Below are 16,186 nucleotides of genomic sequence, written 5' to 3'. Positions count from 1 at the left end.
GGACGAACCTCTGGTGTTCGGGTTGTCATGCCAATGGCATTGCCCGGTAGCTAAGTTCGGAATCGATAAGCGCTGAAAGCATCTAAGCGCGAAGCGAGCCCTGAGATGAGTCTTCCCTGGCACTTTAAGTGTCCTAAAGGGTTGTTCAAGACTAGAACGTTGATAGGCAGGGTGTGTAAGTGCTGTGAGGCATTGAGCTAACCTGTACTAATTGCCCGTGAGGCTTAACCATACAACACCCAAGGGGTTTTGTGGACTCGAAGCAAGAACAGATTGAATGTGTATAAGAACTTTTAAACTTTTGTTTTCATCTTTTTAGAAAAGATGAAGGTAAAAAGCAGTTTTCCGAATTTTAAAATTTGCTTGGCGACCATAGCATTGTGGACCCACCTGATTCCATGCCGAACTCAGAAGTGAAACATAATAGCGCCGATGGTAGTGTGGGGCTTCCCCATGTGAGAGTAGGACATCGCCAGGCTTTAATTTAAATCTATAGATTGCAGAATCTGTAGATATGGACGCTCACTTAGTGAGTTGACCACTGCGGAGTGGTAGTTCAGTTGGTTAGAATACCGGCCTGTCACGCCGGGGGTCGCGGGTTCGAGTCCCGTCCACTCCGCCACTTATTAAAAAAAGCCTTAACAGCAATGTTAAGGCTTTTTTGCATTTATAGGAAAATGACTAGCAGTGTCATGTCATGCCGAGGGTCGTGGGTTCGAGTCCCGGAAACCAAGCCACTATTAAAGAAAGCCTTAACAGAAATGTTGGGGCTTTTTTGCGTTTATCGCTTATTGTTAAATGGTATGCTTACTAAAAACTGATATACCTGATTAATGAAAAAATTATTAATACTCACATTTTGCTTACTTTCTATATTTTTAGTAACGGCATTTGCTAGCTTGTTTGGCTTACTTACTTATAAAGATAGAGGGTACGATTGGCAATGGTTAGGTTTTCCTATTATAGATAGCGGGGTGCAGATCGCCCGCACTACCGATACCCATCAGTTATTACTGCGTAAACTTTATATTCCTCAATCTCTTGAGATCTCTGTCTATACCACGATGAACAATAAGCTGCTGCTGCGATTTTCATACTTTGATTCATGCCATAGTGCTGATGAACCTATAGTAGCTAAGTTAAAGATCAACCAACGCCCTGCTGACGACGTTACCTTTGACTGTGATAACACCAATATTTATAGCTATCGTGCTGTAGTTAATCACTTGGATAAAGCCACTATTTATATTAACAATAGTAATTTGACGGTGAATTTTGATGAGTGGAATATAGCTGAGATACAAAAAGATCAATTTAAACAACTGCATTCAGATTACTTTAAACAATTAGGTGAGCCTTCAAAGTATCAATGGTCTAGAGATTAACGTTTGGTACGATAATTTGCCTCGACAGTTGCAGGCTATTACAGTAGTCTAAACGTAGAAGTGTATGGACGTCTAGATGTTTAAAGGAGTGCGCTAGTGCCTATTCGAGTCCCTGATCAATTACCGGCTACTGATATTCTTAGAGGTGAGAGTATCTTTGTTATGTCAGAAAGTCGTGCATCAACCCAGATGATACGACCGCTACGTGTATTGATTCTTAATCTAATGCCTAAGAAAATTGAGACTGAAACTCAATTTCTACGCCTTTTATCAAATAGCCCTCTACAAGTCGATATTGAACTATTGCGCATTGACAATAGAACCAGTAAAAATACTCCCACAGAGCATCTAGATAACTTTTACCGTCAATTTGAAGCGGTTAAAGAGCGAAACTTTGATGGCCTTATTATTACAGGCGCTCCATTAGGGTTAGTCCAGTTTGAAGACGTCATTTATTGGGAGCACTTGCAATCAATTATGACTTGGGCAAAGGCTCACGTTACTTCGACTCTTTATGTGTGTTGGGCAGCTCAAGCTGGCTTAAAACTGCTTTATGACCTTCCTAAGAAAACTCGTAAAGAGAAGCTATCTGGCGTTTATAGCCATAATACTCATAATGTTTATCACCCTTTATTGAGAGGGTTTGATGACCACTTTTTAGCGCCACATTCTCGTTATGCTGATTTTTCACCTAAATATCTGGAAGAAAATACCGATCTTGATATTTTGGCAACCTCTGATGAAGCCGGAGTCTATTTAGCATCCTCTCCAGATAAGCGTAATGTATTTGTCACCGGGCATCCTGAATACGAATCACATACTCTGGATACTGAATATGTGAGAGACAAGGGTGAAGGAATGGAACCTCCTATCCCTGTTAACTATTATCCAGATGATAACCCTGATAAAGATCCTCGCGCCACATGGCGTAGTCATGGGCATCTACTTTTTAGTAATTGGTTGAACTACTGCGTTTATCAACAAACTCCGTATGATTTAGCTGACTTTTCAGAAGATAACTTTACTACTGACGAATAACAAAAAAAGGCATGTCATTTAAAATGACATGCCTTTTTTAATGATTGAATTTAGAACAATCAAACCATCTATTTATTTTGCTCAGCTTCTTTTTCTAAGCGTTTTGCTTTTTGAATAAGAGGAATAATGGTCATTCCTTGAATCAATATTGAGAACATTACGACGGAGTAGGTCATGACCATGATGATCTCTTTAACATCGATGTTTTTCTCAGGGATAACCATGATTCCAGAAGGTATGGAGATTGCCATTGCGATTGCCAGTCCTCCTCTTAGACCACCCCAGGTGAGTATTTTTACTGACATAGGGTTATAAGTTCTAAATCGACTGAAACCGATATAGGTTAACTTCACACTTAGATAGCGCGCGACTAATACTAACGGTACGGCTATAACCATCATCGTCCAATCTTCATGATGGAATTCAAACAGCAGCATCGACATACCAATAAGCAAGAATAAAATCCCATTTAAGAATTCGTCTATCAACTCCCAAAAGTGCTCTAAGCTACTGTAACTTTCTTCAGTGAAGCCAGTATTGCGAGTCCAGTTACCAATGATAATGCCAGAAACAACCATAGATAGAGGCCCTGAAACCCCTATTACTTCTGCAAATACATACCCTGTTGAAGGGATTAATAAAGTCAGTAGCAACTGCATAGAGTGGTCGTCTATAGAGCTAATTAACTTATGGAATAGCAGACCCAATACAAAGCCATACAGAATGCCACCGATAGCCTCTTGTAAGAATAAGGTTGAAACAGAAGCCATTGTTGGAGCTTCGCTACCGAAAGCTATCGTATATAGAGTGACAAAGATAACTAGACCAAAGCCATCGTTAAATAATGATTCCCCTTCAACTTGCGTAGATATGCGCGCTGGAGCTTTTAGTTTTTTTACGATAGCCAAAACCGCAATTGGATCGGTCGGTGAGATCAGAGCGCCGAACAACAAGCAATAAATTAGGTCTAGATTAAAGCCCAATAGTATAAAAATCTGATGTAGAGAAAACCCGATAAAGAAGGTTGAGAATAACGTCGCACCTAAAGCAAGAACGGTAATTTCCCATTTTTGATCTTTTAGATGCTTTAGCTTAATGCCAAGACCGCCAGCAAATAGCAGGAAGCCAAGAATTCCATTTAATAAAAAGTCTTCGAAATTAATCGATGCAATGGTTTCTCTCGCCACATGAGATAGCTTGAATAACCCTGCTTGCCCAGCAATGATGACTCCCAAAGAGAGTAACAATGCACCGGCCGTAATGGCTATTGTTGTTTGTAATTTGCCAATTCTACTATTGATATAGGTTATCAATATTGCTCCAGCAGCTAAAAAACACAGCGTGTGGTAGGCTTCCATTTCCTTCTCCTAAATTTAACCCGCCTCATCACTGTGAGACAAAATAATACCGAGATCAAATAAACTTACTCGTAACACTCATCATAGCGTTAAATAGCTCACTTTAGACGTCTAGAAATCTAATTTTTCTGTGATAGGATAATAGGTTAAAAGTGACACACCTCAGCAGGACGCAGTATGAGAGATCAATTAGCAAATCAGTTAAAAAAACGCATTCTTTTAATCGATGGTGGCATGGGCACCATGATTCAAAATGAAAAACTAGAAGAAGAAGACTTTCGAGGCGATCGTTTTACTGACTGGCACTGTGACCTAAAAGGTAATAATGATTTACTTGTTCTTACTCAGCCACAGCTTATCAAGCAAATCCACAGCGATTACTTAGAAGCAGGCGCTGATATTCTAGAAACTAACACCTTCAACTCAACCACCATTGCGATGGCGGACTATGATATGGAGGAGTTGAGTGCGGAAATTAACTTTGCAGCCGCTAAATTAGCGCGTGAAGCGGCTGATGAATGGACACAAAAAACGCCGGACAGACCTCGCTATGTTGCTGGTGTTTTAGGTCCAACAAATAGAACTTGTTCGATCTCTCCTGATGTCAATGATCCTGGCTTTCGAAATGTTAGTTTTGATGAACTGGTTGTCGCGTATAAAGAATCGACTCTGGCGTTAATAGAGGGTGGTTCTGATTTTATTTTGATCGAAACCATCTTTGATACTCTTAATGCTAAAGCTTGTGCGTTTGCTGTTGAAACTGTTTTTGAGGAAATAGGTTCGTCACTTCCGGTGATGATTTCAGGAACAATCACTGATGCATCAGGCCGAACCTTGTCAGGCCAAACGACAGAAGCATTCTATAACTCTTTACGACACGTTAACCCTATTTCATTTGGTTTGAACTGTGCTCTTGGTCCTGATGAACTGCGTCCATACGTAGAAGAGCTCTCTCGTATTTCAGAAACCTTTATTTCCGTCCACCCCAATGCTGGTTTACCTAACGCCTTTGGTGAATATGACTTATCTCCTGAGGATATGGCAGAGCATATTCATGAATGGGCTAACTCAGGTTTCCTTAACCTTGTTGGTGGTTGTTGTGGTACGACACCTGAACACATCCGAGCGATGGCAGAAGCGGTTGATAATGTAACGCCTCGCGCATTACCCGACATTAAGCCCGCTTGTCGTTTATCTGGTTTAGAGCCTCTATCCATAGAAAAAGAAACTCTATTTCTGAATGTGGGTGAGAGAACAAACGTTACCGGTTCTGCTCGCTTTAAGCGCTTAATAAAAGAAGAGCTGTATGAAGAAGCTCTAGATGTTGCCAGACAACAAGTTGAAAACGGTGCTCAGATCATCGATATCAATATGGATGAAGGGATGCTTGATGCCGAAGCGTGTATGGTTCGCTTCCTTAATCTATGTGCCTCTGAACCTGAAATATCCAAAGTACCGATCATGGTCGATTCCTCTAAGTGGGAAGTCATCGAAGCGGGCTTAAAGTGTATTCAGGGCAAGGGGATTGTTAACTCAATCTCTATGAAAGAAGGCAAAGAAAAATTTGTCGAGCAAGCTAAGTTAATTCGTCGCTATGGCGCAGCAGTTATCGTGATGGCCTTTGATGAAGTTGGCCAAGCGGATACTCGTGAACGTAAAGTTGAAATTTGTACTAACGCCTACAACATTCTTGTTGATGAAGTTGGTTTCCCTGCTGAAGACATTATTTTTGACCCTAATATCTTTGCTGTTGCGACAGGTATCGACGAGCACAATAACTATGCGGTTGATTTTATAGAAGCGGTTGCTGATATTAAACGCACACTTCCGCACGCAATGATCTCCGGAGGCGTGTCTAACGTTTCATTCTCATTTCGCGGTAACAATTACGTACGTGAAGCCATTCATGCGGTATTCCTATACCACTGTTTCAAAAACGGCATGGATATGGGGATCGTTAACGCCGGTCAATTAGAGGTTTACGATAACGTCCCTGACAAGCTTCGCGAAGCAGTCGAAGACGTTATTCTTAACCGCCGCGATGATGGTACTGAGCGATTACTGGATATTGCTGGTGAATATCGAGAAAACGGTGTTGGCCCTAAAGATGAGGGCGTGGTACTTGAATGGCGTAGCTGGCCTGTAGAAAAACGTCTTGAACATGCACTTGTTAAAGGCATTACCGAATTTATTATCGAAGATACAGAAGAAGCCCGTTTAAATGCCAGCAAGCCAATAGAGGTCATTGAAGGGCCTTTAATGGATGGCATGAATGTGGTGGGTGATTTATTTGGTGAAGGTAAAATGTTTTTACCTCAGGTAGTGAAGTCAGCTCGTGTAATGAAGCAAGCTGTTGGCCACCTTGAGCCTTTTATTGATGCGTTAAAAGAGGTAGGCCAAACTAACGGTAAAATCCTATTAGCTACTGTAAAAGGCGATGTTCATGATATCGGAAAGAACATTGTCGGCGTTGTTCTGCAATGTAATAACTATGACATCGTTGATCTTGGGGTTATGGTTCCTTGTGATAAAATCTTAAAAGTGGCTAAGGAAGAAAACGTAGATATTATCGGCCTATCAGGGTTGATCACACCATCTCTAGATGAAATGGTCCACGTTGCAAAAGAGATGGAGCGTCAAGGCTTCAACTTACCTCTGCTTATTGGTGGCGCAACCACTTCTAAAGCCCATACCGCAGTTAAGATTGAACAGAATTACTCTGAGCCTGTTGTTTATGTTAACAATGCATCTCGCGCTGTTGGGGTATGCTCTGCGTTGCTTTCTGCTGCGCAGAAACCAGCATTTACTGAAAAGTTGAATCTTGATTACGATCGAGTCCGAGAGCAACACGCCAGAAAACGTCCTAAGACACCGCCAGTGACTCTAGAAAAAGCACGAGCGAATAAAGTCGCCATCGATTGGCAAGCTTATACTCCACCGATGCCGCAGCAATTAGAACCTGTGGTGATTAAAGATATGAGCGTATCGGTATTGCGTGACTATATTGATTGGACCCCATTTTTCATGACTTGGAGCTTGATGGGTAAATACCCTACGATTTTGAAACATGAAGTAGTGGGAGAAGAAGCTCAGCGCCTATTTAAAGATGCCAATGATCTACTCGATCAGATAGAAGCGGACGGGATCATCAAAGCCAACGGAATGTGCCAAATGTTCCCTGCGAATAGTGTGGGTGATGACATTGAAGTGTATACAGATGAGTCTCGTACCACCGTGGCGAAAACACTGCATCACCTAAGACAACAAACCAAGAAACCAAAAGGCTTTAACTACTGCTTGAGTGATTATATTGCGCCTAAAGATAGTGGATTAAAAGATTGGATTGGTGGTTTTGCGGTAACCGGTGGTATTGGCGAGAGAGAAGTTGCTGACGCTTATAAAGCCGCAGGTGATGATTACAATGCCATTATGATTCAAGCAGTTTCGGATCGTTTAGCCGAAGCGTTTGCAGAATATCTGCATCAACAAGTGCGTATCAAAATTTGGGGATACAGTGCTGATGAGCAATTGAGTAACGATGATCTTATTCGTGAAAAGTACCAAGGTATTCGTCCTGCGCCGGGTTACCCTGCTTGTCCTGAACATACTGAAAAAGGGCCGTTGTGGGAGTTAATGAATGTCGAAGAAACCATTGGCATGTCACTAACAACCAGTTATGCGATGTGGCCTGGTGCTTCAGTTTCTGGTTGGTATTTCTCGCATCCTGATTGTCGCTATTTTGCTATTGCGCAGATCCAAGAAGACCAAGCGAAAGACTATGCCGAACGTAAAGGTTGGGAGTGGTTAGAGGCTGAAAAATGGTTAGGGCCAAACCTTAACGCTTAATATAAAAATGGGGCTTAAAAGCCCCATTTTTTATTACTGATTATTCGTGTTCAAATAATTCTCTGTGTAACTGCTGAACAGCGTGTCGAGCATACGATTCATGCAGTAAGAAACATAGGTTATGACAGCTTGCCCCATAACAAATCATTCTTAAATTATAGTCTTCTAAAGTACCAAAGATCTGTTTTGCCGTTCCTTTAGCTTGCCCCATCTCATTACCAATTAGAGCGACTAAACTTAAGTTGTGTTCAACAACTACTGAGCATAACTCTTCAAGTTCCTTTTGTGCTGCGGGTGGTAATTTAGGCGATCCGCCTTGTGTATTCGTGCGATCTAAAGTGAGAGAGACACTAATTTCAGAAGTCGTGATTAGATCGACCGATACTTTATGTTGAGCCAGTATGGTGAATACTTTGGCTAAAAAGCCACTGGCTTGGAACATATTGAGGCTTTTTAAGGTAATTAAAGTCTGATTACCACGCAGTGTTACTGCTCTAAATAATGGTGCGCTTGCGACTTCTTGTTTTACCCATGTACCGCCAAGTTGTGGCTCTTTTGACGATCCTACAAACACCGGGATCTTGTGTCTCAAGGCTGGGACTAGAGTCGATGGATGTAAAATCTTAGCACCAAAATTGGCCATCTCTGAGGCTTCAGCAAAGCTGATTTCTTTAATTGGATGCGCTTTAGGTGCTATGCGAGGATCGGTAGTATAGATCCCCGGAACATCAGTCCAAATTTCTAGGCCAGAAGCGGAAATAGCTTCTGCTATTAATGCCGCGCTATAGTCACTGCCACCTCGTCCCAATGTGGTTGTTTTGTTGTTGAGATCCGAGCCAATAAAGCCTTGTGTCACTACGATTGAATCTTTGCAAATTGGTGCTAAATGAGTTTGTGCAGCAATGCTAATTTCATCAAGTAAAGGCTCAGCATTACCAAACACCGATGTGGTTTTCATTACAGTACGAATATCAAAACGCTGCGCGGTGTGGCCACGTTCGCATATGATCTGACAGAGAATGTGCGTTGACATCAATTCACCACAAGAGACTAATTGATCGGTCAATTGCTCACTAGGTTCATTAATCGCTTTTTCGGCACATTGAGATACTTTAGTGAGAATCTCATTGATTTCATTAGTAATGGTTTGAGGTTGTTTTAACTGATTAATAATGGAGAAGTGAATATCGACTAATTGCTTAAGACGCTGTTCACGTTGAACTTGATCGGCAACACCATTCGCTAATTCGACTAAAATATTGGTTACGCCAGAGCAGGCGCTGATCACAACAAGTTTTGTGTGAGGGTTATTTTCTACGATGGCTGCGCATCGGTTCATTGCCTCAAAGTTTGCTACGCTGGTGCCACCAAATTTAGCGACGTTGATTTTGCTCACAGTCTATCTCCATTAATCCTTCAAAATATACAAATACTCATATTACGTAATGATACGAGTAAAAAGTGTGTGTTACTCATCACGCACTTAATGAAAAGAGTTTGTCCTAATTACCCTATGCTGATAATCAACTCTTGAATCTTCATTGAACTGGTTTGTATAAATTATGTCAACGCCTTAATACATATCGTTAGTTTTTTAACTACCGCATACTTCTGCTATATGTTGATTGAGTGTCATTTTTCTATGCAATAACCTGTATAGGTCATTTTTTAGCAAGGTTTAATTATGCGCAGCTTCAATCCTCCTCAACGAACATTAATGGGACCGGGTCCTTCCGATATTTCACCTCAGGTTTTACAAGCGTTATCTCGTCCAACTATTGGTCATTTAGACCCTCTTTTTATTGAGATGATGGATGAATTGAAACTATTACTTAAATACGCCTTTCAGACGGAGAATGAGTTTACGATTGCTTTATCCGCCCCCGCAAGTGCTGGAATGGAAGCGTGCTTTGTTAACTTGGTTCAGCCTGGAGAGAAGGTCATTGTTTGTCGCAATGGTGTGTTTGGCGAGAGAATGCGTCAAAACGTAGAACGCTGTGGCGGAGTTGCGATTGTGGTTGATGATGAGTGGGGTTGCCCTGTTTCTGAAGCTAAACTGCAAAGTGCTGTAGAGCAGAATCCCGATGCAATTGCGGTTGCTTTTGTGCATGCCGAGACTTCAACGGGAGCATTAAGTGATGCGAAAGCCTTATCTAGAATTGCTAAATCTCAAGATATGCTGGTGATTGTGGATGCCGTAACCTCTCTTGGTGGCGTTCCTTTATTAGTGGATGAGTGGCAGTTGGATGCAGTGTATTCGGGAAGTCAAAAATGTCTCTCGTGTACGCCAGGACTATCGCCTTTAACCTTTTCTAGCCAAGCTATTGCGAAGATAGAATCAAGAACACAGCCCATTCAAAGTTGGTTCTTAGATCAGAGTTTAGTCTTAGGATATTGGAGTGGCGAAGGCAAGCGAGCCTATCACCATACTGCACCGGTCAATAGCTTGTACGCATTACATGAATCTTTATTAATGCTGCAACAAGAAGGGTTAGAAAATGCTTGGCAACGACATGCAGATGCTCATCAGCAGTTAAAACAAGGTCTGTCAAAACTTGGGATTCAGTTTGTGGTAGAAGAAGAGTATCGATTGCCTCAATTGAATGCGATTTATGTGCCGGAAGGCATTGATGATGCAGTTGTTCGCCAGCGTTTATTGAATGAATACAATCTTGAAATTGGTGCCGGGCTTGGCGATTTAGCCGGTAAAGCATGGCGTATTGGGTTAATGGGGTATGGTGCCCGCAAGGAAAATATCGCACTTTGCTTACAGGCACTTAAAGAGGTGTTATAGATTAGTCAAAGTCAGTCTTTGCTGGTGGCACTATTTTGAGTAGTACTTACCGCATGACTGGCTTTAACTTTGATTAGTGAGACTGAATCAAAATCAACTCGCGGAAATAAAAACTTAGCCTCGCCACGAATGGCATTGGCTAGTTGATCTTGATCCAATGCTTGATAAGCAATAATCAGATTTTTATACAAAGCAGGTCGTGGTTTCTCTTTAATAAAGGGTAAAGACCAATCCACATAAGCTTGAATATGCTGTTTTTGTTTGGTGGCAATTCCAATGTTGAGTAAGGTGCTATGAATGTCCCATTCATAACGATCTTTCCAAGCTATTGGATTAGTGACTTGCTCTAAAATATCCGGGTTCTTAGGTTTTGATTGCTCAAACTTGGTTAATACATAGTTGGTGTGCAAGGCAGTCAACATGTAGGCGCAAGTTAATATGGGTAATAAAAGACTGCTACTGCGTAAGCAAAGCTTACTCAAACGTCCAAAACTAAATTGGCGATAGCGAGCAGTACGTTGATCGACCCAATATAGTAAAATAATAAAGGTTACCCAGTGTATGGCTGAGTGATAGAAAGGGTATTCCAATTGTGTATGTAGGACGATAGGAATAAACAGAGCTAAGATGCCAATTCGCGTTCCCGACCTCACCATATATAAGCGATATAATACAAATCCCATCGCAAGAAATATGGCAATAATGGGAACAATCCCTCCTTCAATTCCCCACATTAATAGCTCATTGTGAGGGTGATCCATCGAAGGCAATCCGGCAGGATAATCAGGATTTAACTGATGTTGTCTTGCGGTATAAACCATATACGCAGATTCAAACTGACCATACCCATAACCAGATAAAGGTCGTTCGATGATCATATCAATACCTTGTGGGAAGGTATAAGCCCGAGCACTTTCCAAATCAGCTTTTTGACTCAGTAATGATTCACTGCTTCCTGTTTGCCCCATACCTAAGCCAATCACTATTCCCGCTATAAGTAGTGAGCACCAGATTATTGCGCGTGATTTGAGGGCAAATCGATATAGGTAAGGCAAGATCATTGCGGTTGCTAACAGTGCTCCAAGCCATCCTGTCCTAGAGGCGAGAACAACCAACAGAGGCACTGTCAGTAGTGGTATTGCGTACAAAAATAGAATCTTTTGACGCCAACTTAGGTATTTGTCGTGCGGTTGTCTTGCAAGTAAATATCCTGATAACACTAATCCTGTGGCCAAAAAGCTCGCCATCACATTGGGCTGTTGAAATATCCCATAAGGACGATTTCTTACGGTGTTATAACCAAATGGATTACCTGGGGTTAATAGGGTGTATTGTACCCAGCCCCAAATAGCTTCGATGGCAACCGCGATTAAGATAAACCACAGCAGTCGTTGTTTTTCTTCGTTGCTGAATCTGAATTGTTGAAAAGATAAAAATAAAAAAAATCCTGCCCACAATCCCGTTATTCTCGGTAGGGCGATTTCAACATTCGCATTGGGCAATAGGATGGGTAAAGTCATTAATAAACAACTGATACCAAGAACGACCGTCATTTTTGAGTATTTAATAACTTGGTTAGTCGCAGTTTGATAGGTGGCGATGCCCAAAACAATACTCAAGAAAATCCACACAGGAGGATTAAAAGACAGGGCTAAGCCTGAGCCTCCAGGGTTGGGAAAGAAAAAATGCATGGCAACAAGGAACATAATTCCTATCGATAACAGAAAACGTCGATTAAAAGGAACTTTAGCCGTTTTAGTTTCAAGTGATGTACCTGTGGTTAACAGGGTTGCCATGAGTGATTTCCTTTGTTTATTTAAGCATTGCTTTTAAGAAGTGAGCAGTATGTGAGCCTTTCACTTTTGCTACCTGCTCTGGGGTACCAGTGGCAATGATATCGCCGCCGCCTTGTCCGCCTTCAGGCCCAAGATCGACTATCCAATCTGCAGTTTTGATGACATCCAGATTGTGTTCAATTACCACCACGGTATTTCCATGATCACGAAGTCGATGTAAAACAGTAAGTAGCTGTTGTATATCATGAAAATGTAGCCCAGTGGTAGGCTCATCTAAAATATACAGTGTTTTACCTGTATCACGTTTAGACAGTTCTCTGGCTAATTTAACTCGCTGAGCTTCACCACCAGAAAGGGTGGTTGCCGCTTGCCCTAGTCGAATATAAGAAAGGCCAACATCAATTAGTGTTTTGAGTTTTCTCGCAATTACCGGTACAGGTTCAAAGAAGGTATAAGCATCTTCAACCGTCATCCCTAGCACTTCGTCTATGGACTTACCTTTGTATTTAACCTCTAACGTTTCGCGGTTGTAGCGTTTTCCCTTACAAGAGTCACAAGGCACATAGACATCAGGTAAAAAGTGCATTTCTACCTTAATCACGCCATCACCTTGGCAGGCTTCACAGCGTCCACCGCGCACATTAAAGCTGAATCGACCGGGTTTATATCCGCGAGAACGTGACTCTTGAGTCCCGGCAAATAGCTCACGAATAGGGGTAAATATACCAGTGTACGTGGCAGGGTTTGAACGAGGCGTACGACCTATAGGGCTTTGGTCAATATCAATCACTTTGTCGAAGTGTTGTATGCCATCAATAGTCTTATAAGGACTTGGGTTGCTGGTGGTTGCGCCGTTTAATTCTCGGTGTGCGATCTTAAAGAAAGTATCATTAATTAAGGTCGATTTACCCGAACCAGAAACCCCTGTTACGCAAGTAAATAGACCGCAAGGGATGGTGAGATTGACACTATTAAGGTTGTTACCTGTTGCACCTTTTAGAACGAGCAGCTTTTCTTTATCAACTGGTGTACGTTTCTTGGGAATTGCAATTTCTTTAGTGCCGTTAAGGTATTGCCCCGTCAGAGATTTTGGATTATTGATGATCTCTTCATAAGTCCCTTCCGCAACGACATAACCACCGTGTACACCCGCGCCAGGGCCGATATCAATAATATGGTCAGCAGTGCGGATAGCATCTTCATCATGTTCAACAACCAGTACCGTATTACCTAGATCTCGCAAGTGGGTTAGGGTGCCAAGCAAGCGTTCATTATCTCGTTGATGAAGACCAATAGAAGGCTCATCAAGTACATACATAACACCCACAAGACCTGCACCTATCTGGCTTGCTAAACGAATACGCTGTGCTTCCCCACCAGAAAGAGTGTCGGCACTGCGAGATAAGTTGAGGTAATTAAGGCCCACATTAACTAAAAATCGTAAACGATCATTAATCTCTTTCATGATCTTTTCGGCTATTTGTGCTTTTTGTCCTTCAAGTTGCATTGTTTCGAAGAAATTCAACGCCTCATTAATGCTCATTTCAACGATGCTAGGTAAAGGCGTATCTTGTACAAAAACGTTTCGAGCTTCTTGTCTCAAGCGGGTGCCATCACAGCTAGTACAAGAGCAAGTGGATATGTATTTAGAAAGATCCTCTCTAACTGAGTTGGATTCTGTATCGTGATAGCGACGTTCTAGTGTATTGAGAATGCCTTCAAATGAATGAGTTTTGACACGAATATCGCCACGATCATTGATGTATTTAAATTCAATTTCAGTTTGTCCTGAGCCATTAAGGATAACGGCTTTGATCTTTTTCGATAAAGATTTGAAAGGGGCATATAAATCAAATTTATAATGATCGGCTAGCGCTCCAAGCATTTGGAAGTAGTAATAGTTTTTTTGATCCCAGCCTTTGATTGCACCTTCTGCAATGCTGAGGTTTTCATCCACAACCACTCGGCTTTCATCAAAATACTGCTGAACACCAAGACCGTCACAGGTATGACATGCGCCAGCTGGGTTGTTAAATGAGAACAATCTCGGCTCTAACTCTTGCATGCTATAGCCACAATGTGGACAGGCGAAATTAGCAGAGAAAATAATCTCTTCATCATCGCTTTTGTCCATTGATGTGATGACTGCGATCCCACCAGATAGCTCAAGTGTTGTTTCAAAAGATTCGGCAAGACGCTGCTGAAGATCACTACGAACTTTGAATCGATCAACGATGACTTCAATCGTATGTTTTTTATGAAGCTCTAATGTCGGTGGATCGGAAAGATCGCAAATATCCCCATCCACACGAGCACGAATAAAACCTTGCGCGGCAAGGTTTTCAAAAGTTTTGACGTGCTCACCTTTACGCTCTTTCACAATCGGTGCCAACAACATCATTTTAGAGCCTTCCGGTAGCTCTAAAACCTTATCGACCATTTGGCTGATAGTTTGTGCCGATAGGGGAACCTTATGTTCAGGACAGCGAGGTTCACCTACGCGAGCATATAGAAGACGAAGATAATCATAGACTTCAGTAATCGTTCCCACAGTTGAGCGCGGGTTATGAGAGGTTGATTTCTGCTCTATTGAGATAGCGGGTGATAGACCTTCTATGTGGTCAACATCGGGCTTTTCCATCAAGGATAAAAATTGACGAGCATAAGCAGATAAAGACTCAACATATCGACGCTGCCCTTCGGCATATAACGTATCGAAAGCTAAAGATGATTTCCCTGAACCAGAAAGGCCAGTAATAACCGTCAGTTTATCTCTTGGAATGGTGAGATTGATGTTTTTTAGGTTGTGGGTTCTAGCACCACGAACGTCGATAGTGTCCATCTAATCCTGCTTAATAACAATATTTATAACGATAATCATCTGCCAAGTATTACATAGCTTTAAACGACTGCAAATAAATACTGGATAAAAAAACAGTGACACTAGGTCACTGTTTTTAGGATTTAATAAACGATAGCGATTAAATGATAGCGATTAAGCGGTAGGCTCTTTAAGAGTCGTGTGCTTGCCAAGCTCTGTGGCTGTTTTATCTTTTAGGTAGATATTTTCAAAGCAGTAGTTTGTTGCTTCGATGTAGCCTTCAACGCTACCACAGTCAAAACGAGTACCTTTAAATTTGTATGCAAGTACACAGCCTGCTTTTGCTTGTTTAAGCAGTGCATCAGTAATTTGAATCTCGCCACCTTTACCTGGTTCTGTTTCTTCAATAAGGTCAAAGATATCAGGAGTCAGAATGTAACGACCGATAATCGCTAGGTTGCTTGGCGCTGTACCTTGCTCTGGTTTTTCTACCATGTCATCAACACGAATAATATCATCTTTGATCATTTCGCCTTTGATTACGCCGTATTTGTGCGTTTCATCTTCTGGCACTTCTTGAACTGCAACAATAGAACAGCGGAACTGCTTATACAGCGCGGCCATTTGCGCCAGAACACCTTGCTGTTCGTTAACACATAAGTCATCAGCAAGTACCACAGCAAAAGGTTCATCACCAATAAGCTCACGACCAGTCAAAATTGCATGACCTAAGCCTTTCATTTCACGCTGACGAATATAAGTAAAGTTAGCTGACTCAATGACATTACGAATATCAACTAGTAGCTCTTCTTTATTAGTGCCTTGAATTTGATGCTCTAGCTCATAGTTTTTATCAAAATGATCCATGATAGAGTGCTTGCCTCGACCGGTAACGATACACATTGCATTCATACCAGCTTGAATTGCCTCTTCAACACCATATTCGATAAGTGGTTTGTTCACCACTGGCATCATTTCTTTTGGCATTGATTTAGTTGCAGGAAGAAATCGTGTTCCGTAGCCCGCAGCCGGGAAAAGACATTTTTTAATCATAAGGAGTAACCTAACTGAATCATTATTATAAAATTGTTGTGCATAACTCTATCATTAGAATTCGCCGATATAAAATACAGTTAGGTTAAATTTAC

9 protein-coding genes, 1 tRNA gene and 2 rRNA genes are annotated in these 16,186 nt (G+C 41.6%); 7 read left to right on the top strand and 5 right to left on the bottom strand.

Annotated features, from left to right (window positions below; translation table 11 throughout):
• From A9260_RS02960 to metA, 5 genes are all read left to right on the top strand, one after another.
• Window positions 1-232: ribosomal RNA gene (locus A9260_RS02960) — 23S ribosomal RNA — on the top strand; the annotation flags it as partial.
• A 130-nt stretch (window positions 233-362) separates the two neighbouring features.
• Window positions 363-478 (top strand): 5S ribosomal RNA (rrf, locus tag A9260_RS02955).
• Window positions 479-545: 67 nt separating this feature from the next.
• Window positions 546-622, top strand: a tRNA-Asp gene (locus A9260_RS02950).
• A 211-nt stretch (window positions 623-833) separates the two neighbouring features.
• Window positions 834-1,385, top strand: coding sequence for a hypothetical protein (locus A9260_RS02945; RefSeq protein ID WP_068696021.1), 552 nt, complete (start codon window positions 834-836; stop codon window positions 1,383-1,385).
• A 96-nt stretch (window positions 1,386-1,481) separates the two neighbouring features.
• On the top strand, window positions 1,482-2,423 hold the full coding sequence (metA, locus tag A9260_RS02940; protein ID WP_068696019.1) for a homoserine O-acetyltransferase MetA: 942 nt from the start codon (window positions 1,482-1,484) through the stop codon (window positions 2,421-2,423).
• Window positions 2,424-2,491: 68 nt separating this feature from the next.
• On the opposite strand, the gene A9260_RS02935 is transcribed toward metA, so the two are convergent.
• A complete protein-coding gene (locus tag A9260_RS02935) occupies window positions 2,492-3,781 on the bottom strand; it encodes a cation:proton antiporter (protein ID WP_068696017.1) in 1,290 nt (429 codons plus the stop codon).
• A gap of 177 nt (window positions 3,782-3,958) precedes the next feature.
• On the opposite strand from A9260_RS02935, the gene metH reads away from it, so the two are divergent.
• Window positions 3,959-7,627: a methionine synthase gene (gene metH, locus A9260_RS02930; RefSeq protein WP_068696015.1), complete on the top strand. Its 3,669-nt coding sequence runs from the start codon at window positions 3,959-3,961 to the stop codon at window positions 7,625-7,627.
• 40 nt (window positions 7,628-7,667) lie between these two features.
• On the opposite strand, the gene lysC is transcribed toward metH, so the two are convergent.
• Window positions 7,668-9,023: a lysine-sensitive aspartokinase 3 gene (gene lysC, locus A9260_RS02925; RefSeq protein WP_068696013.1), complete on the bottom strand. Its 1,356-nt coding sequence runs from the start codon at window positions 9,021-9,023 to the stop codon at window positions 7,668-7,670.
• Between the two features lie 288 nt (window positions 9,024-9,311).
• Here lysC and A9260_RS02920 point away from each other — a divergent pair, with 288 nt between their 5' ends.
• On the top strand, window positions 9,312-10,421 hold the full coding sequence (locus A9260_RS02920) for a pyridoxal-phosphate-dependent aminotransferase family protein (protein ID WP_068696011.1): 1,110 nt from the start codon (window positions 9,312-9,314) through the stop codon (window positions 10,419-10,421).
• Between the two features lie 11 nt (window positions 10,422-10,432).
• Here the strand turns inward: A9260_RS02920 and A9260_RS02915 are convergent, their stop codons facing one another.
• From A9260_RS02915 to galU, 3 genes are all read right to left on the bottom strand, one after another.
• Window positions 10,433-12,217 carry a PglL family O-oligosaccharyltransferase gene (locus tag A9260_RS02915; protein ID WP_068696009.1) on the bottom strand — a complete coding sequence of 595 codons (1,785 nt, stop codon included), beginning with the start codon at window positions 12,215-12,217 and terminating at the stop codon, window positions 10,433-10,435.
• Window positions 12,218-12,233: 16 nt separating this feature from the next.
• Window positions 12,234-15,059, bottom strand: coding sequence for an excinuclease ABC subunit UvrA (uvrA, locus tag A9260_RS02910; protein WP_068696007.1), 2,826 nt, complete (start codon window positions 15,057-15,059; stop codon window positions 12,234-12,236).
• Between the two features lie 153 nt (window positions 15,060-15,212).
• A complete protein-coding gene (gene galU, locus A9260_RS02905) occupies window positions 15,213-16,091 on the bottom strand; it encodes a UTP--glucose-1-phosphate uridylyltransferase GalU (protein WP_068696005.1) in 879 nt (292 codons plus the stop codon).
• Window positions 16,092-16,186: the final 95 nt, after the last annotated feature.

This window comes from Vibrio sp. UCD-FRSSP16_30, from assembly GCF_001676025.1.
Taxonomy (GTDB): domain Bacteria; phylum Pseudomonadota; class Gammaproteobacteria; order Enterobacterales; family Vibrionaceae; genus Vibrio.
The sequence above is the reverse complement of the archived record's forward strand: the minus strand, read 5'-3'. Positions and strand labels throughout refer to the sequence as shown.

Bases quoted from the DNA above. Each gene is read 5' to 3' on its own strand.
- galU (WP_068696005.1), bottom strand. From the start codon at position 16,091: ATGATTAAAAAATGTCTTTTCCCGGCTGCGGGCTACGGAACACGATTT.
- A9260_RS02935 (WP_068696017.1), bottom strand. From the start codon at position 3,781: ATGGAAGCCTACCACACGCTGTGTTTTTTAGCTGCTGGAGCAATATTG.
- A9260_RS02945 (WP_068696021.1), top strand. From the start codon at position 834: ATGAAAAAATTATTAATACTCACATTTTGCTTACTTTCTATATTTTTA.
- uvrA (WP_068696007.1), bottom strand. From the start codon at position 15,059: ATGGACACTATCGACGTTCGTGGTGCTAGAACCCACAACCTAAAAAAC.
- A9260_RS02920 (WP_068696011.1), top strand. From the start codon at position 9,312: ATGCGCAGCTTCAATCCTCCTCAACGAACATTAATGGGACCGGGTCCT.
- metH (WP_068696015.1), top strand. From the start codon at position 3,959: ATGAGAGATCAATTAGCAAATCAGTTAAAAAAACGCATTCTTTTAATC.
- A9260_RS02915 (WP_068696009.1), bottom strand. From the start codon at position 12,217: ATGGCAACCCTGTTAACCACAGGTACATCACTTGAAACTAAAACGGCT.